Below are 21,781 nucleotides of genomic sequence, written 5' to 3'. Positions count from 1 at the left end.
CACCGAGTCCGCCGTCGGCGTCGGCTCGAAAACGGCTGCGGCCCGGCACCTTCGGGTGCCGGGCCGTACTCGTCCCGGTGCGGGCGCGGCATATGCCCGGCCCATCCGGGGACGGCATGCTCGCGGCTCAGTCGGTGAGCCGGATTCCCGGCAGCGCCACCTGGGCGGCGGTGCGCAGATGCTCCGAGGCGCGCTGCCAGCGGCGGTGCGCGCGTTCGGTGTCCGGGTCCACGAAGCTGGAGACCAGGATGCCGCGCAGCGCGTCCATGGCCGTGTACACGAAATCCCGGGCGTCCTTGCGCTCCACCTCATCCGGCACATACCGGCTCAACGCCATGAGCACCGCATTGTTGACGAACGGCTCCACCTTGCGCACCTCGGCCGCCAGCTCCGGATCGGTGCGCCCCGCCACCCACAGCTCCATGGCGGCGATGAACAGCGGCCCCTGATGCAATTCCCACAGCGATTCCAGCACCGTGGCAATGGGATCCGGCCCCGACTTGATCTTCCCGAGCTCCTGCATGGCCGCCTCGGTACGCCGCTGCGCCAGATGGTTCACCGCCGCGACCACCAGATCGTTCTTGGACCCGAAGTGATGCACCTGCGCACCCCGCGTCACCCCGGCCCGCTCGGCCACACGCGGGGTGGTGGTCCCGGCATACCCGTACTCGACGAGGCAGTCGATCGTCGCGTCGAGTAGCCTCGTCCGCATCTCACTGCTGCGCTGCTCCTGCGTGCGGCGCGGCGGTTTGGAGACTGCGGAGCTGGTCATTCCGACGATTCTACACTTACATGCAGATCTGTACGTAACTGCCCGATCCCATCGCACCGCCATCAGCCCGATGCCGACGCCCCGCGCCGACTACGCCGGGTCGACCCGCTCCAGCCTGGTCCACCCCGACCACCCGCGCTCGGTCAGGAGTTCCGTCATACGGCGCACCGGTGCGGCCGCCTCCCGCGCCAGGCTGTCGATAAGGTCGACCAGCGGTTGCTCGATACCGCCGCCCACATACTCCACTCCCTCGGCATCGGCCAGGCGCGTGAAATAGGCGGCCAGCCGGTCGGCCAACGCGGTCAGCAGGGTCTCGTCGTCCGGCCGGTCCAAGACCCGGCCGAGGGTCAGATAGAAGTCGACGAGCTCGGGTTCGGTCAGGTGCTCACGCTTGCGCGCCAGCAACACCGGGACCAGCGCGGGCGAGCGAGCTGCCAGGGGGATCCAGCCGTCGCGCTCGGCCCGGACGATCCGCTCGTCGACCCCGAGCGCCCGCAGCCGGTCCAGGAATTCGACCACCTCCGGCGGCAGCGCCACCTCCTCACCGGCGGCCAGGCGAGCGATCCGTGCCCGGTATCGCTGCCGCTTCCGGATCTCCGCACGCAGTCGCCGGTCGATATCCGCGATCGCCGCGGCGAATTCCGCCGGCTCCGCCCGCAGCAACCCGCGCACCCGCGCCAGCGGGACCCCGGCCTCGGCGAGAGTTCGGATCCTGATCAGCTCGACGACGGCGCCGGCGTCGTATCTGCGGTAGCCGGAGTGGTCGCGTTCCGGCTCCGGCAACAGCCCCACGGCGTGATAGTGCCGCACCGTCCGTACCGTCACGCCCGCGTAGGACGCCAACTCGCCGATCGTCAACATCGGATCCGCCTTCCGGCTCTGCCGCCGCTCGCACGTCTGCCGCCACTCTCACGCTGACTGCCGAACGCGGGCAGCCCGCGTGTCCCGGATGATCCGCGCGATCTCCGGGGCATGGGTCACGACCAGCCCGTGATCGGCGTCGAGCCAGGTCGTGGCGATGCGCGGGAACTGGCGAACCAGTCGCTCCGCACCCGCCCGCCAGAGCCGGTTGTAGCGCCGCGACCCGGCGTCGTCGCCGTCACCGGCCATCGAGGTCGACATGATCATGCTGATCGGACAGCCGATCGAGCGGTATCGATCGATGATGCCGGATCCGGCCACAGCGGTGTCGAGATCGATTCCGGACCGCATCCTGTCCACCTCGAGATTGAGTTCGAGGATCTCCTGCGCCGTGAGCACCACCCGGCGCGCGGGATCCGCCACGAGCTGCCGCTCGCGCGCGACGCTCTCCCACAACGCACGGAAGCCCGGCAGATCGGCGGCGGTGATGAACGGCGCGGGGATCGGGTTCGCGCCGTCGATGAGAACGAGTCCCGCAATCGGGCCGGAAGATTCGGCGGCGTAGTGCACGATCAGGTCCGCACCGTACGAATGACCGACGAGAACGGGCGGCTCGGTCAGGCCATCGCGTCCGAGTTCCGTCATCACGGCGCGGAAGTCACCGAGAAACGCCTCGAACGCGTATTCCTCGCCCGCCGAGGTGTGGCCGTGACCGCGCAGGTCGAAGCTCACCACCTCGTGGTCGCGCCGCAACAATCCGATCAGCCCGGACAGTTCGGCCTGGGTGGAGGTCAGTCCCGGACACAGCACCAGCGGGCGGCCCGTACCGCCACGCGACACCGGGATGGCGACTCCGTCATGGGTGACCGTGTGACGATCGGTAGTGGTAGCCATACCGACAATGCTGCGGGGTTGACGCTGCGTCAGGGTCAACCCCGGACTGGGGAAACACCGCCCGAAGGCTCAGCGTCGACCCACCGCCCGAAGGGCTCAGCGTCGGCTCACCGCGCTTCGGTACGGCGGGCCAGCGCGACCGTCACCGCGAACAGCAGCACACCCAGGATCGCCAACCCGGCTCCGACCGCGGCCGGAGCGGTGTAGCCCAGACCCGCGGCGATCACCACGCCGCCGAGCCAGGCTCCGGCGGCATTGGCGATGTTCAGCGCGGCGTGGTTGAGGGCGGCGGCCAGGGTCTGGGCCTCGTGGGCGACGTCCATGAGGCGGGTTTGCAGGGCCGGGGCCAGGGCCGCGCCGGATGCTCCGACCAGGAACGCGCCGAGACCCGCGGTGACGGGATTGTGGGCGGCCGCGATGAAGGCGGCGAGGATGACCACCATGGACAGCAGGGCGGCGAAGACCGCGCGGTTCACGCCGCGGTCGGTGAGGACGCCGCCGATGATATTGCCCGCGACCATGCCGAGTCCGAAGAGCATGAGCACGATCGGGACGAAGCCCAGGCGCATGCCCGCCACATCGGTGAGCGTGGTGGTGATGTAGGTGTACACGGCGAACATGCCGCCGAAGCCGACCGCGCCGACCAGCAGCGTCAGCAGGACCTGGGATTTGCCGAGCGCGCCGAGTTCGGTGCGGGGATCGGTCATGCGAATGCCGGTGAGTTCCGGCACGAAGCGCGCGATGGCGGCGACGGTGGCCAGGCCGATCACGGCGACCACGATGTAGGCGTCCCGCCAGCCGAGGTGCTGGCCCATCCAGGTGGCGGCGGGAACGCCGACAACATTGGCGGCGCTCAAACCCAGCATAACCGCGGCAACCGCCTTGGCGCGCTGGCCCACCGGCGCGAGCGTGGCCGCCGCCAGGGACGCCACGCCGAAATACGCCCCGTGCGGCAGGCCGGATACGAAGCGCGCCGCCACGAAGGTCCCGAACGACGGCGCGAGCACCGACGCCGCATTGCCCAGCGTGAACGCCGCCATGAGCGCCATCAGCAGGCGCTTGCGCGGCACCCGCGCGCACAGTGCCGCGATCACCGGAGCGCCGACCACCACACCCAGCGCGTACGCCGACACCGCATGTCCGGCGGTGGGCTCGGAAACATTCATGCCCCACGCGATATCCGGCAGCAAACCCATGGTGACGAATTCCGTGGTGCCGATGCCGAATCCACCCAGCGCCAGCGCGAGCATGGCCGGAATATGCCAACCGCGCCCACCGGGCGCCTCGGGCGCGGCCGCGCCGGAGCCGGACCGTGCCCGGCTTTCCGACGCGGCGGCCTGCGCGTCGCCGGGATGCGCGGGTGTCCCGGGTGCCCGCGCGCTCCGCGCGGAGGACGGGCTCCCCTCGGTCGCGGCGGCGGGCGTCTCGGCGGCAATCCCGGGTTCGGTCACAGTCCATGGCAACACCGCCGCGAACCCCGCTGCCACCCGAAGATCGGGTGATCTCACTCACGGCCGGGCGCGAATTGTCATCCCGGCTCGAAATACATTGCCCCGCAGAGCTTTCTACCTACCGCACCGCAGCTTCCCGCACCGCGTGATCCCACTCACGCGGATTCGCTCGGCATCGACCAGCCGGACCGCCACTGCCGCTCACCACAGTCTCGGCATCGCCCAACAGCCAGATGGCGTGTGCGCCGCCCACGGCCGAGCGACGCGGATATCGCCGGCACCGCACGTTCTCCATCCGGTGCCGCACGATGTCGTCGACCCATCGCCAGCCGGGCGGAACGCAACTCCGCGCGCGACCGGCGTGGCATCGCGCACCGGATGTCAGCGCAGCAGCGGCGCGACGACGTCCACCCGGTTGGTCCACACCAGACCGGTGAACCCGTCCGGAATCCGCTCCAGCGATTCCGGCGTGTCGAATCCCTCGGAGAAGCCGCCGTCCCCGGCGACCAGCACCACGCGGGCGTCGGCGGCGGCCATCCGGTCCACGAACCGTTCGGGCCAGCCCCACAGGAAACGCGTGTAGCCCTCGGGAATGTGCAGCTGGGTATGGCGGCAGGTGGCGGGGGCGGTGCCGGTCCAGCCGATGGCGGCGTACGCGCCGAGGCATTCCAGCATGATCCGCTTGGACATGACGCGCACCGCGGGCAGCGCCTCGCGTACCGCCGCGATCGGCTCGTCCCCGCCGTATACGGTGAGCGCGCTCAGCCGCTCCGCGGGCTCGGCGGCCAGCCGGGCGGCCAACGCCTCCCCCTCGGCGCGGTCGCTGCTCTTGATATTGATCAGCAGCGACCGGGTGGGGAAGGCGGCCAGCACCTCGTCGAGGGTGGGCATGAGACCGACGCCCTTCCCCCGGAACGGGTACGTCTTACCGCCGTCGGCGGTGTAGCCGTACCCGATGTCGAGTCGGCGCAGTTCCGCCATGGTGTGGTCGCGGGTGGTGCCGGTGCCGTCGGTGCGGCAGTCCAGTTCCCAGTCGTGGAAGACGGCGAACGCCGACCCGACCCGGCGGCACCTGAAAGGCGTTGTGTCGCAGACATTGTCTCGCATCCTGACATGCCCCGCCCGGATTCCGGAAGTCCGCACCGGACCGGATAACTGGGGGCTCGCAAGCGCTGCCACCCTCATGCATTGTCGAAACTCCGTGAACCGCAAGCATTCACGGGAAGTGACGTTGCACTGGACCAGGAGGTATAGCCAATGAAGAATATCTTGCGGATCGGCATCGCGACCGCGGCTGTGGCCGCGGCGCTCACCGCGACGGCCGGGGGCGCCATGGCGGCGCCCCTGGAGTTGACGCCCGTGACCACCGGCGGTGACCATCCGGCCGCGACACCCGTCGACGCCGCCTTCGGGGCCGGTGGGATCGCCGTCCCGCTGCCGGTCAGCTCGGGCAGCAGTGACCTGGTGGCGCTGCCGTTCGCGTTGATCGGCACCCTCAGTGCCGCCGCCCCCTGCGGGAATCCACAGTTCTGCTGATCGCCCGACCGCCGGGTCCCACCGCGGCGACGTGTGCCGGGCCGAAAGCCACCGGCCCAGCGGACCATAGGGCGTAAAGAACTCGGGCACCTGCCGCACCGCCTGTCGTGCGGGAGCATGTGCCCGAAGTGTCCGGCGACGATGGTTACGGGCCGGGACGGTCTGTCCCGGCCCCCCATCGTTCGCCGGTGCGCGCCGCACCGCGGCGCGGACGTCGTTGCCCCCGGTGTCGGAATCATCCGCCCGGGGTTCCGGAAGACCGGGCCTAGCGCAGTTCGCGCGCCAGGTTGGCGTCCAGCACACCGAGGAATTCCTCGGTGGTCAGGTAGCCCTGATCCCCGCCGACCAGCAGCGCGAGATCCTTGGTCATCTGGCCGTCCTCGACGGTCTTGATGACGACGTCCTCGAGGGCCTGGGCGAAGCCGATCACCTCGGGGGTGTTGTCCAGCTTGCCCCGGTGGGCCAGGCCGCGGGTCCACGCGAAGATCGAGGCGATCGGGTTGGTGGAGGTGGGCTTGCCCTGCTGGTGCTGGCGGTAGTGCCGGGTGACGGTGCCGTGCGCGGCCTCGGCCTCGCAGGTCTTGCCGTCCGGGGTGAGCAGCACGGAGGTCATCAGACCCAACGAGCCGAAGCCCTGCGCCACGGTGTCGGACTGCACGTCGCCGTCGTAGTTCTTGCAGGCCCAGACGTAGCCGCCCTCCCACTTCAGCGCGGAGGCGACCATATCGTCGATGAGGCGGTGCTCGTAGGTGAGACCGGCCGCGTCGAACTCCTCCTTGAACTCGGTCTCGTACACCTCCTGGAAGGTGTCCTTGAACATGCCGTCGTATGCCTTGAGGATGGTGTTCTTGGTCGACATGTACACCGGGTAGTTCTGCTGCAGGCCGTAGTTGAGCGAGGCCCGCGCGAAGTCCCGGATGGACTCCTGGAAGTTGTACATGCCCATGATGACGCCGCCGTCCTCCGGCATCTTCACGACCTCGTGGACGATCGGCTCGGAGCCGTCCTCCGGGGTGAAGGTGAGGGTGACGGCGCCCGCCTGGTGCACCTTGAAATCGGTGGCGCGGTACTGGTCGCCGAAGGCGTGGCGGCCGATGATGATCGGCTTGGTCCAGCCCGGAACCAGACGCGGGACGTTGGAGATGATGATCGGCGCGCGGAAGATGGTGCCACCGAGGATGTTGCGGATGGTGCCGTTGGGCGACCGCCACATCTTCTTGAGGCCGAACTCCTTGACGCGAGCCTCATCGGGGGTGATCGTCGCGCACTTGACGCCGACGCCGTGCTTCTTGATGGCGTTGGCCGCGTCGATCGTGACCTGATCGTCGGTCTTGTCGCGGTACTCGATGCCGAGGTCGTAGTACTCGAGGTTCACATCGAGATACGGATTTATCAGCTTGTCTTTGATGAACTGCCAGATAATCCGGGTCATCTCATCGCCGTCGAGCTCGACGACGGTGCCTTCAACCTTGATCTTGGACATGGATCTTCGTGTCCTCCTAGGAAGGTGGTGCTCCCATTGCACGGCCGGTGAGCACCGCTTGTAGCGGACCCCAGCTGTTCAACAGACAACGTATACGCATGGCGCGCGGCACGGGGCCTGTGGTGCCAGGTCCACGTACGCTGTGGCGTCAAGCAAGACAAGCGTACTGCTGCTATGAACCTCACCGCGCAGGTAGCCCCCGCTGTGCGGGACCAGCGGAGGCTACTCACAAGTAGGAAACATGTGGCCTCTGGTCGAGCATACGAGGATCAGACCCCCAGCGCCCGCAGTCTCGACGCGGGCGAGCACAAGACCCAGCAGATGGGCGAGGTGCTGGCCGAGCATGGCCGACGCCGTGGTCGCCGCCTATCGCGAATTCCGGCGTATCTGCGGAAACGTCTGTGTGTCCAGCCCCACTTCGGACTCCGGCCCCTCCGCCCGCTAGAATCTCGCAACAGGTCAAGAGCATCAGCGTCAAGCCCCGGCTTGCTGATCGGCAACCCTCCAGCTGCGGTGGGGTGCTCCGGGTGAGGACCGGGCGCTCGAAGGCCGAGCGCAAGCGCACTGTAGGAGGTCTACCGAAATGTGTTGTTGTCGAAGCCCGTTCGCTTTCCGATAACGTCAGACTTCCCGCCGTTCGGCGACCTTTTCTTGGAGCAGGACATGAGTGACTCGACCGCGCCCATCGACCCGGCCGACTGGTCTTTCGAGACCAAACAGGTGCATGCCGGACAGGCTCCCGACGCCACCACCGGGGCCCGCGCGCTGCCGATCTACCAGACCACCTCGTACGCCTTCCGCGACACCGACCACGCCGCCGCGCTGTTCGGGCTGGCCGAGCCGGGCAATATCTACACCCGGATCATGAACCCCACCCAGGATGTGGTGGAGCAGCGCATCGCCGCCCTCGAGGGCGGCGTCGCGGCGCTGCTGCTGGCCTCCGGGCAGGCCGCCGAAACCTTCGCCATCCTCAATCTGGCCTCGGCCGGCGACCACATCGTCTCCAGCCCGCACCTCTACGGCGGCACCTACAACCTCTTCCACTACTCGCTACCCAAGCTGGGCATCGAGGTCGGCTTCGTCGACGATCCCGACGACCTGGAACAGTGGCGGGCCGCGGTGCGACCCAACACCAAGGCGTTCTACGGCGAGACCGTGGCCAATCCCAGCAGCGCGCTGCTGGACATCCCCGGCGTCGCCGAGGTCGCCCACGCCGCCGGGGTGCCGCTCATCGTGGACAACACCGCGGCGACCCCGTATCTGATCCAGCCGCTGCGCCACGGAGCCGACATCGTGGTGCATTCGGCCACGAAATACCTTGGCGGACATGGCTCCGCGGTCGCGGGCGTGATCGTCGACGGCGGCGGCTTCGACTGGACCGGGCGCGACGAATCCGGTGCGTCGCGGTTCCCGGGCTTCACCACCCCCGATCCGAGCTACCACGGCGTGGTGTACGCGGATCTGGGCGCGCCCGCCTTCGCGCTCAAGGCGCGGGTGCAACTGCTGCGCGATCTCGGCGCGGCCGTGTCACCGTTCAACGCCTTCCTCATCGCACAGGGCATCGAGACGCTGAGCCTGCGGATCGAGCGGCACGTGGCCAACGCGCAGGCGGTCGCGGAGTTCCTGACCCGGCGACCGGAGGTGCTGTCGGTGTCCTACGCCGGGCTGCCGTCCTCACCCTGGCATGAGCGCGGCAAACAGCTGGCACCGAAGGGGGTGGGCGCGATCGTGTCCTTCGAGCTCGCGGGGGGCGTCGATGCGGGCAAGAAGTTCGTGGACGCGCTGGAGCTGCACAGCCATGTCGCTAACATCGGGGATGTGCGTTCCCTCGTCATCCATCCGGCCTCCACCACGCATTCGCAGTTGACGCCCGAGGAGCAACTGGCCTCCGGTGTCACTCCGGGTCTGGTGCGGTTGGCCGTGGGTATCGAGGGCATCGACGACATCCTGGCCGATCTCACGGCCGGACTGACGGCGGCGGCACGTTGACCGTGAACATCGAATCGAGCACGTCCCGGGAGACGGTGGAGGCGCTGCTTCCACCGTCCGACGGGACGCTCGGCAGCATTGCGATCGGGGACGTCGAACTCGAGAACGGGGCCGTCGTCCCCGACGTGAGGCTGGCCGTGCAGCGCTGGGGCGAACTCTCGGCGAATCTGGACAACGTGGTGCTGGTCGAGCACGCGCTGACCGGTGACTCGCATGTGGTCGGGTCGGCGGGTTCGCCGTCCGGCTGGTGGGAGGGCACTGTCGGACCCGGCGCGCCCATCGACACCCGGGAGTGGTGCGTCATCGCCACCAATGTGCTCGGCGGCTGTCAGGGCTCGACCGGGCCCGCGTCCCTGGCCCCCGACGGAAAACCTTGGGGCTCACGATTTCCCGACATCTCCATTCGCGATCAGGTGACCGCGGAGGTGCGGCTGTTCGATCTGCTCGGCATCGAGCGGCTGGCCGCGGTGGTCGGCGGCTCCATGGGCGGCATGCGGGTGCTGGAGTGGATGATCGGCCACCCCGACCGCGTCGGCTCCGCCCTGGTGCTGGCCGTCGGCCCGCGCGCCACCGCCGACCAGATCGGCACCCAGACCACCCAGATCGCCGCCATCACCGCCGACCCGGACTGGCAGGGCGGCGACTACCACGGCACCGGCCGCGCGCCCATGACCGGCATGCGCATCGCCCGCCGCATCGCGCACCTGAGCTACCGCACCGAATTCGAACTCGACCACCGCTTCGAGAACCACGCCCAGGGGGACGAGAACCCGTGGGACGGCGGCCGTTACGCGGTGCAGAGCTACCTGGAATACCAGGCCGACAAACTCGTCTCCCGCTTCGACCCCGGCACCTACGTCCTGCTCACCGAGGCCATGAACCGCCACGACGTGGGCCGCGGCCGCGGCGGCATCGCCACCGCCCTGACCTCCACCCCGGTGCCGTGCGTCGTCGGCGGCGTGGACTCCGACCGCCTCTACCCGCTGCGCACCCAACAGGAACTAGCCGACCTCCTACCCGGCTGCAAGGGCCTGGAGATCGTCCGCTCCCGCGACGGCCACGACGGCTTCCTGACCGAAACCGAAGCGGTCGGCAAACTCCTCATCGAAACCATGGACCTGGCCCGCGCCGCCCGCGACAACGGCTGACCGTCGCGGCAGCACCCCGTCGTACGCGACGACCACGCACGGCCGCGCCACAACACCCCACCCCGCGCGTCGAGGTCGAACGACCGGTCGCGCCCGCCCTGCGGCCAGCCGCGCGAGGAAGCGATGCCGGGCCTGACGGGCGCTCGCCGTGCACCGGCGGTCGTACGCGGGATTCGACCGGTCTAGGTGATGCCGAGCGGATTGACCGTGGCGGCCAGCACGATGATGGCCGAACCCAGTGCGGTCAGGGCGATCACGTCGAACCATTTGCCGCGCACCGCGAGCAGGCCGACCTGCTCGGTGGGCAGCAGCATGCGGAAGGCGGCGGCCAGCAGGGCCGCGCCGCCGATGAACACGGCACCGCGCCGCCAGCGATCCCAGGCCAGGAAAACGACCGCCACCACCAGCACCGCGGCCACCAGGACGAGCGGCAGATTGGTGCGAAGGGATGCGCCGATGCGGCTGCTGCGGCTCTCGGGGGCGGCGTGGGCACTCACGCGGCGCAGTCTAGTGGCGCTGCGAACCCGACGCGGTCTCCGCACTCCTGTCTGGTTGACTGGCGAGGTGTTCCATCTGGTGTTCTTCTCTCCCCGCATCCCGCCGAATACCGGCAATGCCATCCGGCTGGCCGCCGGAACGGGATGCCGACTACACCTGATCGAGCCGCTCGGCTTCGACCTGTCCGAGCCCAAACTGCGGCGGGCCGGATTGGACTACCACGACCTCGCCTCGGTCACCGTGCACGAGAATCTGGCCGCCGCCTGGGACGCCATCCGCCCCGGACGCGTCTTCGCCTTCACCGCCCAGGCCACCACGCACAGCACCGCCGTCGCCTACCGCGAGCACGACACCCTCCTCTTCGGCCCCGAACCCACCGGACTGCCCGCCGAAGTCCTCGCCGACCCGCACGTCACCGCCCAGGTCCGCATCCCCATGCTCCCCGGCCGCCGCTCCATGAACCTCTCCAACGCCGCCGCCGTCGCCGTCTACGAAGCCTGGCGGCAACTGGGCTTCCCGGGCGCGGTGTAGTGACAGACGCGCGCCCACACGGTCTACTGACACCGACAGCACCCGACATCGCGGACGAAACCGTCCGCTTCTCGTGAATCCGGGAGACCGTGGGCATGACGAAACATCCTGAGGACATGTCCGTGCCCCACCTCGAGCAGCCCGATATCCCCGAGCACATGACGTGGGAAGAACTCGAGCGGCTACCCGAGGAGATCGCCGAGCAGATCGAGCTGTGGGACGGGCGGGTGATGTGGATGCGGCGCGGCCCGGCCGAGCATCAGACGTTCACCAATCTGCTGTGGAGCGCACTGCGCAGATGCGCACGCTCGGATGTGACCCGCAATCCCGATCACTGCTGGCGTGTCACCACCGAGACGAATGTCTTCTTCGGCGTCGGCGGGAAATCCGACTTCGTGACACCGGACTTCCTGATCCACCGCTGCCTCGAAGCTCCGTACCAGGATGTGCGTGCCGCCGACGTCCACCTCGTTGGCGAAGTGCTCTCCCCCGGCAACTCCGCATCCGACATCGAAGCGAAGAAGGCGCGTTACGCCAAGGCCGGTATTCCGCTGTACTGGGAGGTGACGCTCGCCCGCGAGGCCAGCGCCATCGAGAAGGTGCGCGCCTACGCGCTGGAAACCGAACACGGCCACCTGGTCCCGGAAGGCGTGCAGTTGCTGCATTCCGCGAACTACCTCATGGCCGGTGAGTGGACCGCGGCCGACACCGGCGGCATCGAGTTCGATTTCCCCTTCCCCGTGCGCATCCCGTGGGAAGAACTCGCATACTGACCGAACGGGCGACGGCGCGCTCCACGCCGCGGCGGTCAGCGGAAGTCGCGGGACTTTGCCTCGATGCGCAGGTCCATGCGTTGCAGATGGTCGGCGACCACCGTGATCGCCCCCTCGGCGTTCTGTAGGCGCCCACGGATCAGCAGGGCGGGCGCGCTCTGGGCGAGGCGGCGGTAGCGGGCCCAGAGGCCGACGGAGCAGACCACGTTCACCATGCCGGTCTCGTCCTCCAGGTTGAGGAAGGTGACGCCGCCCGCGGTGGCGGGGCGCTGCCGGTGCGTGACCGCGCCGCCGACAAGCACCCGGGTGCCGTCGCGGATATCGGCGAGGTGGGCGGCGGGCACCACTCCCAGCGCGTCGAGACGTGCGCGCAGGAACTCGGTGGGATAGCTGCCGGGTGAGACACCGGTGGCCCAGACGTCGGCGGCGGCCAACTCCAGCTCGCTCATACCGGGCAGGGCGGGCGCGGCGGTGGCCGCGCCGGTGCCGGGGAGGCGGTCCGGGCGTTCGCCCGCCGCGGCCCCGGCGGCCCACAGGGCTTGGCGGCGGGTGATGTCGAGACTGCCGAGCGCCCCCGCCGTGGCCAGTGATTCCGCTTGCGGGACAGTCAGTTCCACGCGGTTGGTGAGGTCGAGGAAGGAGCGGTAGGGTCCGCCGGACAGCCGGGCGGCGACGATCCGCTCGGCCAGTTCGTCGCCGATGTGCCGCACCGCGCCCAGCCCGAGCCGCAGCTCCATCCCCCGCCGCTCCAGCGTCGCGTCGGCGCGACTGTGATTGACATCCGGGCCGTGCACCACCACCCCGTGCCGCCGGGCGTCCGCCACCAGCGACTGCGGCGAGTAGAACCCCATCGGCTGCGCCCGCAGCAGGCCCGCGCAGAACGCCGCCGGATGATGCAGCTTGAACCACGCCGAATAGAACACCAGCGAGGCGAAACTCTGCGAATGGCTTTCCGGGAAGCCGAAATTCGCGAAGGCGTAGACCTTCTCGTAGATGCGGTCGGCCACCTCGCCGGTAATGCCGTGCCGTTCCCGCATGCCCCGGTAGAAGCGTTCCCGCAGCCGCCCCATCTTCTCCGGTGACCGCTTGGAGCCCATGGCGCGTCGCAGCTCATCGGCCTCGGCGGCGGTGAATCCGGCGACGTCGACGGCCATCTGCATGAGCTGCTCCTGGAACAGCGGGATGCCGAGGGTGCGCTCCAGCGCGTTCTTCAGCGCGGGATGATCGTAGGTCACCGGCTCCTGTTCGTTGCGGCGGCGGATGTACGGGTGCACGGAGCCGCCCTGGATGGGGCCGGGGCGGATCAGGGCGACCTCCACCACCAGGTCGTAGAAGTTCCGCGGCCGCAGGCGCGGCAGCGTCGCCATCTGCGCCCGCGACTCCACCTGGAATACACCCACCGAATCGGCGCGCGAAAGCATCTCGTACACGGCGGTTTCGGTGAGATCCAGCTGATGCAGCCGCACGGTCTCGCCCTTGTGCTCGCGCACCAGGTCGATCATGTAGTGCAGGGCGGAGAGCATGCCGAGGCCGAGCAGGTCGAACTTCACCAGCCCGGCGGCGGCGCAATCGTCCTTGTCCCACTGCAGCACACTGCGTCCCGGCATGCGCGCCCATTCGGTGGGGCACACATCGGCGATGGGGCGGTCGCAGATCACCATGCCGCCGGAGTGGATGCCCAGATGCCTCGGCAGACCCTCCAATTCCCCGGCCAGGGCGAGGACGTCGTCGGGGATGTCGGCGTGCTCCCCCTTCGCGACTCCCGTCCAGCGGCTCACCTGCTTGCTCCAGGCGTCCTGCTGTCCGGGCGAGAAACCCAGGGCGCGTGCGGCATCGCGCACCGCGGACTTGCCCCGGTAGGTGATGACATTGGCCACCTGCGCCGCGTACTCGCGCCCGTACTCGGCGTAGACGTGCTGGATGGCCTCCTCGCGGCGGTCCGATTCGATATCCACGTCGATATCGGGCGGACCGTCGCGCTCGGGCGAGAGGAAGCGTTCGAACAGCAGCTGATTGGCGATCGGATCCACATTGGTGATGCCGATGGCGTAGCAGACGGCCGAGTTGGCGGCGGAACCCCTGCCCTGGCACAGGATGTCGTTGTCGTGGCAGAAGCTGACGATGTCGTGCACCACCAGGAAGTAGCCCGGGAACTTCAGCCGCTCGATCACCTCGAGTTCGTGCTCGAGCTGGCGGTACGCCCGGGGGTTCTCGGCCGGGGGGCCGTAGCGGCGGGCGGCTCCCCGGTAGGTGAGTTCGCGCAGCCAGGAGTTCTCGTCGTGGCCCTCCGGCACGTCGAAGGGCGGCAGCCGCGGCGCGATCAGGCGCAGGTCGAAGGCGCATTCGCGGGCCAGCTCGGCGGCATTGGGCACCGCGTGCGGGCAGGCCGCGAACAGCCGCGCCATCTCGGCTCCCGAGCGCAGGTGCGCGCCGCCGGTGGGGGCGAGCCAGCCCGCCATCTCGTCCAGACTCCGCCGTGCCCGGACGGCGGCCAGTGCCATGGCACGGCGACGCTGCGGCGGGGCGGCGAAATGCGCTCCGGTGGAGGCGATCACCGGCAGGCCCAGCCGGTCGGCGAGGGCGAGCAGGCGGGCATTGCGCTCGTCGTCCTCCGGTATGCCGTGGTGGGTGAGCTCCACGCTCACCCGGTCCCGCCCGAACCGTTCCAGCAGATCCCGCAGTGCCGCTTCGGCTTCCGCGTCGCCGCGCTGCAGGGCTTGGCGCACCTGCCCTTTCCGGCAGCCGGTCAGCACCTGCCAGTGCCCGCCCGCCGCCTCGGTGAGCCGGTCCAGGTCGTAGCGCAGAATGCCCTTCTCCCCCGCCACCATGTGCGCCGCCGCCATCTCCCGGGACAGCCGCCGGTACCCTTCCTGTCCGCGCGCCAGGATCAGCAGATGCGGTCCGGCCGGATCGGGTGCGCCCGTGCGCGGTTCGGAATCGTGCGCCGTTGCGGTATGGCCTGGGCGCGAACCACTCCCGCCGCGCGGGGCGAGGTGTGCGCCGGGTCGGGCGGCACTGCCGAGGGAGAGTTCCGCGCCGAAGACGGTGGGCATACCCCATTCGCGGGCCGCCTCGGCGAAGCGCACGACGCCGTAGAAGCCGTCGTGGTCGGTGAGCGCGAGGGCCTCGAGGCCGAGACGGACGGCCTCCTCGACCAGTTCCTCCGGCTGGCTGGCGCCGTCGAGGAAGCTGTAGGCGGAATGGGCGTGCAGTTCGGCGTAGGGGACGGTGGAGTCGGGGCGGCGCAGCGGTGCGGCGCGGTAGGGCTCGCGCTTGCGGGACCAGGCCGGGCCGTCGCCGCCATCGCCTGCCGGGACGGCTCGGTTGGGCCGACCGGAGAGCACCCGCTCCAGCTCCGACCAGGTCGGCGGCCCGTTGTGCCAGCCCACGACACCTCCTCCGCACAGCCTCCAGAAATCGAACTTGTGTTCGATGATCAGCGACTGTACACGCATTCCAACCGGGCGGTTTGTATTAACTCGAGCCCATTGCGCCAACCTCGGAATTCGCCCTGGCATCAGAACTTACTTTGAAGTAAGTTCGAGCCAACCGACTTGCAAAGGAGCAGTCATGAGCGAGCGAAGCGAGCGACCAGAAGACACCGCCGAGCGCTCGCTCGTGACGCCGCCGAGCGCCAGCGAGGGGGCGTCATGAGCGAAACGACAGGTGACGGCTACCGGGCCCGTCGACGCGCTCGCCGGGACCTGTCCGGCAGACACGTCATCATCACCGGCGCGTCCTCCGGCATCGGCCGCGCGGCCGCCTTCGCGGTGGCCGAGAAGGGGGCGACGGTCTTCCTGCTCGCCCGCCGCGCCGAGGAGTTGGCCGCGGTGGTCGAGAAGATCCGGGCCGAGGGCGGCGACGCCTACGCCTACCGGTGCGATGTCACCGACGAGGACTCCGTCGAGAAAGCGGTCACCCAGATCCTCGACACGCACGACCACGTGGACATGCTGGTCAACAATGCCGGGCGCTCCATCCGCCGGGCCGTGCACCGCTCCACCGACCGCATGCACGACTTCGAGCGCACCATGGCGGTCAACTACTTCGGCGCGGTACGCATGACGCTGGCCCTGCTGCCGCGGATGCGCGAGCGCAAGTTCGGCCACATCGTGAACATCTCCAGCGCCGGAGTGCAGGTCGCCACGCCGCGCTTCGCCGCCTACCTGGCCTCCAAGGCCGCCCTCGACAAGTTCGCCGAGGTGACCGCGGCCGAAATGCTGGCCGACAACATCACTTTCACCACCATCCACATGCCCCTGGTGCGCACCCCCATGATCGCCCCGAGCGGCAAGCAGGGCCCCTCGGAATCCCCCGAATGGGCCGCCGCCACCATCGTCCGCGCCCTCACCGACCGCCCCAAGCGCATCGACGTCCCCCTGGGCACCCTCGCCGAATACGGCACCCTCATCACCCCGCGCATCAAGGACCGCATTCTCCACCGCTACTACCGCGCCCTGCCCGACTCCCCCGCCGCCAAGGGCGAACAAGCGGAGGAGTCGACGGAACTGGAAATCCTGCCCCCGAAACGCCACCGCCGCGAAGTGCCCCCCGCCGTCCGCGCCACCGGCACCGCCCTGCGCCGCGCCGCCCGCCTCGTCCCCGGCACCCACTGGTAGCCCGGCGAGGGGAACCGGTGGGGGCGGCCGTCCCGGCGCGAGGTGCGGGGGCGGCCCATCCGGTGAGCGGGTGCACCGGCAGCGGTGCGGCACAGGTCGTCGTGGCGCCCGGGGTGAGGCTCACACCAGCCGGTGGATCTCGGCGGCGTGTAGTGCTCTGACCGGTTTGGGGGCGGCTCCGCAGCTGGCCTGACGTGGGGCGTAGGCGGAGGTGTGGACGGTGACCAGCCAACGACGGCCGTCACGGTGGACGACCTGCGCCGCGCCCGCGAAGGTGGCGGGGTCGGCCGCTTCGGCGGTGCGCCACCGCGGTATCGAGTGGTCGGCGTCCGCCGTCATCGGGCCGGATGCCCCGGTGCGGGCGGCGACCGCTTCCGGGTCCGGAACGGTCGCCACGGTGAGGGCGTCCAGTGCCGCGGCGGTGTCGTCGCCCGTGTCCAGCAGGTGTTCGCGGACCGCGATCTCGGCCACCTGCTGCACCGGGGTGTGGCCGCTGCGGCCGCGGAAGCCGTTCAGGGACAGCATGTTCCGGTCGGCGGCGGCGAGCGTTTCGAGGGCGTCGGCGGCGGTCAGGCGGCCGTAGGTGAGGCCGGAGGGGAGCAGCACCACGGCGGGGGCGAAGCGGTGGCCGCCGGTGTGGGAGCACTCCCAGACGCGGCCGGGGTGGGCGGCGGCCAGGCGGGCGGCGACGGGACGGCCGAGGCGGGCACAGCACTGGTCGCGTTTGCCGTGGGCGCAGACCAGCACCGGCGGATCGGCAACGGGCACACCGATTCCCGGGGGCGGCCCGTTGAGCAGATGCGGGTCGAAGTCGAGCAGCTGCTTCAGGTCGGTGATCTCGAAACGCTCGCACCAGGAGTGCTCCGGACGCGAGCTGGCGATCAATACCGTTCGGACACCGGTGAACTCGCGGCGGCCCGGCCTGCGGATGAGCGTCGGACGCACATGGGCCGCCTTGGTGCGGGCGGCCAGTTCGGCGGTGATGTCGGGGCCGAGCACCTCGTCGCCGATCACATCGCGCCCCCACGCCCCGGGCTGCTCCACGCACAGCCAGCCGGTGACATGGGTGGCGCTGCCGGGCAGCGGCACCTCCCACGCCGCCGTCGTACACGGCAGGCCCTCGAATGCGGTCACAGCGGCTGCCCGTCGATGAGTTTGCGAATCATCTGGTCCAACCGCCGCGCCCGGGTCTCCGGCCGCACCGCGCTCCCGAGCTGCTGGCCGATCTCGACGCTGATCTGATCGGGCAGCGTCTCGAAGAACGCCGCCGCCTCCGGATGCCTCGCCAGCTCGTCCAGGAAGTCCTGGGGCAGCTCCCGGCCGTAGGCATTGTCCCAGCGGCCGTCGGATTTGGCGCGGTCTATCTCGGCCTGCCCGGCCGGATGCATGAGCCCCTGTTCGATCAATTCCTCGGCATAGCCCACATTGCGCTGCGACCACGGGCTGCGCGGCCGCCGCGGCGTGAAGCTCTGCAGATAGAACTCGTCGTCGAGCCGCCGCGCCTGCCCGTCGATCCAGCCGAAGCACAGCGCCTGCCGCAGCGCACCGGCATAGTCGAGCGATATGTGGCCGGTGCCCCGCTTCGCGAATTTCAGCCAGACCCCGTCCATCGCGGCGTGATTGGCCATCAGCCATTCCCGGAACTCCGCCTCCCCGGCGAAGAACAGGATCGGGCGATCTGATGCGGACACGACCTCACTGTAGAAAACGCCGCCGACACATGGCGCGAACGGGCCACCCGTCCCGCCCCGGACAGCGCAGCACCGGCGGAAATCGGACGCGCTCGCACGATCCCGGTCGACGCCGGGGGAACAGTGGCCGATGCCGTCGAGCGAGCCGCCCACTCGTGGTCAGTGCCGGAGGAACGGCAACACCGCCGCCTCGAACTCGTGGTAGCGGTCGCGGTGGATGCTGTGCCCGCAGCGGAAGGTGTGCACGGTGCAGTCGGGGATGCCGGCGCGCAGCTGCTCGACCTTGTCCGGGTCGACCATGCCGCCGGGGCCGCCGCGCAGGAACAGCGTCGGGGCGGTGATCTCCGCGAGACCCTCCCACCATTCCGGATACGGCTTGCGGAACTGTTCCAGGGCGGTGCGGGTCATGGACCGGTCGAAGGCGAGCACGGCGCGCGGATGGCGCAGCAGGCTGGTGGTGGCGTGCCACAGCTCCGGCACCGAGGGCAGCCGCCGGGTCAGCGTCACCTGTTCGTCACCGGAGCGCAGCGGCAGCGGCTGCTCCTCGATCACCAAGCGGCGCACCAGTTCCGGGCGCTGCATGGCCAGCCACGACACCGCGTAGCCGCCCAGTGAATGACCCACGAAATCCGCCGATTCGAGACCGATCCGGTCACACAGCCGCAGCAGGTCGCCACCGAATTCGGCGAACAGATACGAGTCGGCGTGCGCACTGCGCCCGTGGCCGCGCAGATCCGGAACGATCACCCGCCGCCCGCGCCGCGCCAACTGCCGCGCGAACCGATCCCAGGTGTGGCCGTCGCCGCCCATGCCGTGCACCAGCACCACCGGCACCTCGCTCGCCGAACCGTTGTCAGTCCGGCCGGGCGATGCGTCGAGGGCCGAATTCGCGGACCACGCCGCCCCGGAATCCCGATAGGCGATCAGCACGTCCTCGAACGCGACCCGGGTGACCGTCGACTCCACGATCAGCCAGCCTACGGGGCACGCTCGCACCGCGCCGCCGGTTGTGTGCGGCACCATATCCCTGCCCGGATTCCGGATATGCGGAGAACCGTGCCGCTACCGGCGGAATACCGGCCCGACAACGCCCTCACCCGACCCCGATTCGGCGTGCTCGGCAACACCGTCCTCGGCCTGACCCTGGTCGCGGTGACCATCGGCGCGACGCTCCGGACCCACCGGATGGACGGCATCGAGTTCACGGCGGAAGTCCGCGTGGTGACGGCGGGAGTCCGCCTGGTGCTCGCCACGCTCACCATGCTGTACGCGGTGTCCACGGTCGCGGCACGGCTCGTCGAGTCCGGGATATACCTCGCCCAGTCCGGGATCTATATGGGCAAGCCGGGATCTACATGGGCGACGAGGTCGTGCTCGATCCGCCGCGTTCGGCGTGAGCGGGTCCGAGTCACTCGTAGAGGCCCTCCACATGCCAGGCGTGGTCGTAGGCGAGCAGGAGCAGGGCGCGGGTGTCGCCGTCCAGCAGCACCTGGGCGCGGGCCACGTAGCCGTGCTGGGACCGGTGGGTCCACCAGCGGTCGTCGAGGGGCCAGGGTCCGGCCCAGCCGAGCAACCTCCAGCTGCGGGAACCCCAGTGCAGGTGGGCCGGATCGGTGGTGAAGAGGCCGCGGTCGGTGACCCAGACCGGGGTACCGTCGGCCGCCTCCAGCCGGACCCGCGGGCGATGGGCCAGGATGACGGCGGGGGCGGGCTCGGGCAGCCGACCCGGCCACGGTTGCGCCGGATCGGCCGCGGGCACCGGTTCCTCGCCGAGGGTCACCATGGTGATCCGCTCCTCGGGGCCGCGGCCGCCGCTGAGCACCCCCACCCGCACCGCCTCCCCGCCCAGCAGTCCCTGCACACGGGCCAGCGCCCGGCGTGCCCGCGCCTCCTCTTCCCCGACCCCGCCCCACAGGCCGAGTTGCAGCGCACCCACCGACACCACCTCGACGGGTTCCAGGCGCAACAGGGTGATGGGGGCGGTGGGCGCGGCCTCCCGCCGGGCACCGCGCCGCCCCGCACGTGGGGTGCGCCCGCGCGCATCGACCGGCCCGGCGTCCTCCGCGCCCGTACGCGACGCATCCGGACCGCACCCGAAAGGGGTATCGACCGGCCCGGACTTCTCCACTCCCGCACGCGGCGCATCCCGACCACGTCCGAAAGGGGTATCGACCGGCCCGGACTTCCCCACTCCCGCACGCGGCGCATCCGGACCACGCCCGGCTGCGGCATCGCTTGCACCGGAAGCGAACCGCGCCCGTGCCGCACCTCGTCCGGACCGAGCATCGTGCGTACCGTACGGGTGCTGCTCGGACCGCCCCCTCACTCCCGACACGGACTGCCCCGGCGCAGCCGTATCGGAAGGCCACCCGCGCCCAGCGGTCTCGGGGAACCGATCACGCGCGACCGCATCCGCGGGCTGCTCGGGTGCGGCCGGTGTATCGCGTCCGGCGGCGTGCGGTATCGCCTGTGCACCACGGCCGATCGGGCGGGACCACGCGTCCGCGGGCGGGTCCGCCGGGTCGCCGCCATGGGCGCGATGGGTGAGCCAGCCGTCGAGTTGCCAGCGGATGCGGTCGGCGGTGCTGTCGGGGGTGAGGGGTTCGGCGCAGCGCCAGGTGCGGGAGAGGCGTTCTCCGGCAGCGGTTTCCGCTTGGATGGTCAGGCGAGTGCAGGCCACCCCGGCGGCGGCGAGGCGCTCGTGCAGCCGGGCGGCGAGCATGCGGCCCGCGAAGGCGGCGGCGTCCACGCGGTCGATGGGCGGATCGCAGCGGTATGCCACGGTGAGGTCGGCGGCGGGCGGCCGGGCGCCCGGGCGGCGTTCGGGACGGGCGCGCGCACAGCGGTGTGCGGCAATGGCATCCGCGCCGAAGCGGGAGGACACCTCGGCGGGCGCGAGCGCCGCGAAGTCGCCGATGCGGCGCAATCCCAAGCGGTGCAGCAGATCCACCAGATCCGCGCGGCCCGGGCCGGACAGGGCGGGTTCCACCGCGAGTTCGCCCACCGGCAGCGGTGCGAGGAAGTCCGCGCCGCGTCCGGGCGGCACCAGGGTGGCGCGCCGCGCGGCGAACACCGCCGTCGACAGCTCGTCGGCGATCCCGATCTGGCATTCCGCCCCGATCGCCGCCACCGCGTCCACCAGCCGCTCCGCCGCCGCCTCCTCCGACCCGAAATACCGCGCCGCGCCCCGCGCCGCCGACACCAGCAGCCCCGGCCGCAGCACCTCCACCCCCGGCACCGTCGCATCCACGGCCGCGACCACCGGCTCGAACGCCCGCGCATCCCGATCCGGATCATCCTGCACCACGAACAGTTCCGGGCACCGAGCCTGCGCTTCCCGTCGCCGCAACCCGCGCCGCACCCCCTCGGCCCGAGCCACCGCCGTACAGGCCACCACCCGATTCGCCGAGAACACCCCCACCGGCCGAGTCACCGGCACCCCCGCCACGGCCGCCGCCGCCACCGCGGGCCAATCCGGGCACCACACCGCCAGCACCCGAGACGCAGCCCGCCCACTCACCCCGGCCATCCGAGC

Annotated in this window: 18 protein-coding genes and 1 riboswitch; of the genes, 6 read left to right on the top strand and 12 right to left on the bottom strand. The window is 70.3% G+C overall.

The window, feature by feature from the left end:
- Window positions 1-127: 127 nt before the first annotated feature.
- From QMO76_RS07665 to QMO76_RS07645, 5 genes are all read right to left on the bottom strand, one after another.
- Window positions 128-772, bottom strand: coding sequence for a TetR/AcrR family transcriptional regulator (locus tag QMO76_RS07665; protein WP_306360476.1), 645 nt, complete (start codon window positions 770-772; stop codon window positions 128-130).
- A 90-nt stretch (window positions 773-862) separates the two neighbouring features.
- Window positions 863-1,633, bottom strand: coding sequence for a MerR family transcriptional regulator (locus QMO76_RS07660; RefSeq protein ID WP_306360475.1), 771 nt, complete (start codon window positions 1,631-1,633; stop codon window positions 863-865).
- Window positions 1,634-1,681: 48 nt separating this feature from the next.
- Complete coding sequence (locus QMO76_RS07655; RefSeq protein ID WP_306360474.1) at window positions 1,682-2,527, bottom strand: alpha/beta fold hydrolase; 846 nt, start codon at window positions 2,525-2,527, stop codon at window positions 1,682-1,684.
- 107 nt (window positions 2,528-2,634) lie between these two features.
- Entirely contained in the window at window positions 2,635-3,777 is a 1,143-nt protein-coding gene (locus tag QMO76_RS07650; RefSeq protein WP_306360644.1) for an MFS transporter, read from the bottom strand.
- A gap of 582 nt (window positions 3,778-4,359) precedes the next feature.
- Window positions 4,360-5,085, bottom strand: coding sequence for a glycerophosphodiester phosphodiesterase family protein (locus QMO76_RS07645; RefSeq protein ID WP_306360473.1), 726 nt, complete (start codon window positions 5,083-5,085; stop codon window positions 4,360-4,362).
- A gap of 150 nt (window positions 5,086-5,235) precedes the next feature.
- On the opposite strand from QMO76_RS07645, the gene QMO76_RS07640 reads away from it, so the two are divergent.
- On the top strand, window positions 5,236-5,514 hold the full coding sequence (locus QMO76_RS07640) for a hypothetical protein (RefSeq protein ID WP_306360472.1): 279 nt from the start codon (window positions 5,236-5,238) through the stop codon (window positions 5,512-5,514).
- A gap of 265 nt (window positions 5,515-5,779) precedes the next feature.
- On the opposite strand, the gene QMO76_RS07635 is transcribed toward QMO76_RS07640, so the two are convergent.
- Window positions 5,780-6,997, bottom strand: a complete 1,218-nt coding sequence (locus QMO76_RS07635; protein WP_306360471.1) for an NADP-dependent isocitrate dehydrogenase — start codon at window positions 6,995-6,997, stop codon at window positions 5,780-5,782.
- Window positions 6,998-7,454: 457 nt separating this feature from the next.
- Window positions 7,455-7,565: riboswitch (SAM riboswitch) on the top strand.
- Window positions 7,566-7,660: 95 nt separating this feature from the next.
- On the opposite strand from QMO76_RS07635, the gene QMO76_RS07630 reads away from it, so the two are divergent.
- Window positions 7,661-8,986 carry a bifunctional o-acetylhomoserine/o-acetylserine sulfhydrylase gene (locus QMO76_RS07630; protein ID WP_306360470.1) on the top strand — a complete coding sequence of 442 codons (1,326 nt, stop codon included), beginning with the start codon at window positions 7,661-7,663 and terminating at the stop codon, window positions 8,984-8,986.
- Window positions 8,983-10,134, top strand: a complete 1,152-nt coding sequence (locus tag QMO76_RS07625; protein ID WP_306360469.1) for a homoserine O-acetyltransferase — start codon at window positions 8,983-8,985, stop codon at window positions 10,132-10,134. The genes QMO76_RS07630 and QMO76_RS07625 overlap by 4 nt, the downstream gene beginning before the upstream one ends.
- Window positions 10,135-10,316: 182 nt before the next feature.
- Here QMO76_RS07625 and QMO76_RS07620 read toward each other — a convergent pair whose 3' ends face one another.
- Window positions 10,317-10,631 (bottom strand): DUF3017 domain-containing protein, encoded by a 315-nt coding sequence (locus tag QMO76_RS07620; protein ID WP_306360468.1) that lies wholly within the window; start codon window positions 10,629-10,631, stop codon window positions 10,317-10,319.
- Window positions 10,632-10,698: 67 nt separating this feature from the next.
- Here QMO76_RS07620 and QMO76_RS07615 point away from each other — a divergent pair, with 67 nt between their 5' ends.
- Together QMO76_RS07615 and QMO76_RS07610 are read left to right on the top strand one after the other, a co-directional pair.
- A complete protein-coding gene (locus QMO76_RS07615) occupies window positions 10,699-11,163 on the top strand; it encodes a tRNA (cytidine(34)-2'-O)-methyltransferase (RefSeq protein ID WP_306360467.1) in 465 nt (154 codons plus the stop codon).
- Between the two features lie 116 nt (window positions 11,164-11,279).
- Window positions 11,280-11,936 (top strand): Uma2 family endonuclease, encoded by a 657-nt coding sequence (locus QMO76_RS07610; protein WP_306360466.1) that lies wholly within the window; start codon window positions 11,280-11,282, stop codon window positions 11,934-11,936.
- A 35-nt stretch (window positions 11,937-11,971) separates the two neighbouring features.
- On the opposite strand, the gene QMO76_RS07605 is transcribed toward QMO76_RS07610, so the two are convergent.
- Complete coding sequence (locus QMO76_RS07605) at window positions 11,972-15,325, bottom strand: error-prone DNA polymerase (RefSeq protein WP_306360465.1); 3,354 nt, start codon at window positions 15,323-15,325, stop codon at window positions 11,972-11,974.
- A 261-nt stretch (window positions 15,326-15,586) separates the two neighbouring features.
- Between QMO76_RS07605 and QMO76_RS07600 the strand changes: the two genes are divergently transcribed.
- Window positions 15,587-16,555 (top strand): SDR family NAD(P)-dependent oxidoreductase, encoded by a 969-nt coding sequence (locus QMO76_RS07600; RefSeq protein WP_306360464.1) that lies wholly within the window; start codon window positions 15,587-15,589, stop codon window positions 16,553-16,555.
- 120 nt (window positions 16,556-16,675) lie between these two features.
- On the opposite strand, the gene QMO76_RS07595 is transcribed toward QMO76_RS07600, so the two are convergent.
- The 4 genes from QMO76_RS07595 to QMO76_RS07580 form a co-directional block, all read right to left on the bottom strand.
- Window positions 16,676-17,689 (bottom strand): sucrase ferredoxin, encoded by a 1,014-nt coding sequence (locus QMO76_RS07595; RefSeq protein ID WP_306360463.1) that lies wholly within the window; start codon window positions 17,687-17,689, stop codon window positions 16,676-16,678.
- Complete coding sequence (locus QMO76_RS07590) at window positions 17,686-18,246, bottom strand: YdeI family protein (RefSeq protein WP_306360462.1); 561 nt, start codon at window positions 18,244-18,246, stop codon at window positions 17,686-17,688. Before QMO76_RS07590 ends, QMO76_RS07595 begins: the two co-directional genes overlap by 4 nt.
- 159 nt (window positions 18,247-18,405) lie before the next feature.
- Window positions 18,406-19,212 (bottom strand): alpha/beta fold hydrolase, encoded by an 807-nt coding sequence (locus tag QMO76_RS07585; RefSeq protein WP_306360461.1) that lies wholly within the window; start codon window positions 19,210-19,212, stop codon window positions 18,406-18,408.
- 442 nt (window positions 19,213-19,654) lie between these two features.
- Window positions 19,655-21,775: a DNA polymerase Y family protein gene (locus tag QMO76_RS07580; RefSeq protein ID WP_306360460.1), complete on the bottom strand. Its 2,121-nt coding sequence runs from the start codon at window positions 21,773-21,775 to the stop codon at window positions 19,655-19,657.
- Window positions 21,776-21,781 lie beyond the last annotated feature (6 nt).

The organism is Nocardia sp. CC227C, from assembly GCF_030767025.1.
Taxonomy (GTDB): Bacteria; Actinomycetota; Actinomycetes; order Mycobacteriales; family Mycobacteriaceae; genus Nocardia.
This window is presented reverse-complemented; position numbering and strand designations above follow the sequence as displayed.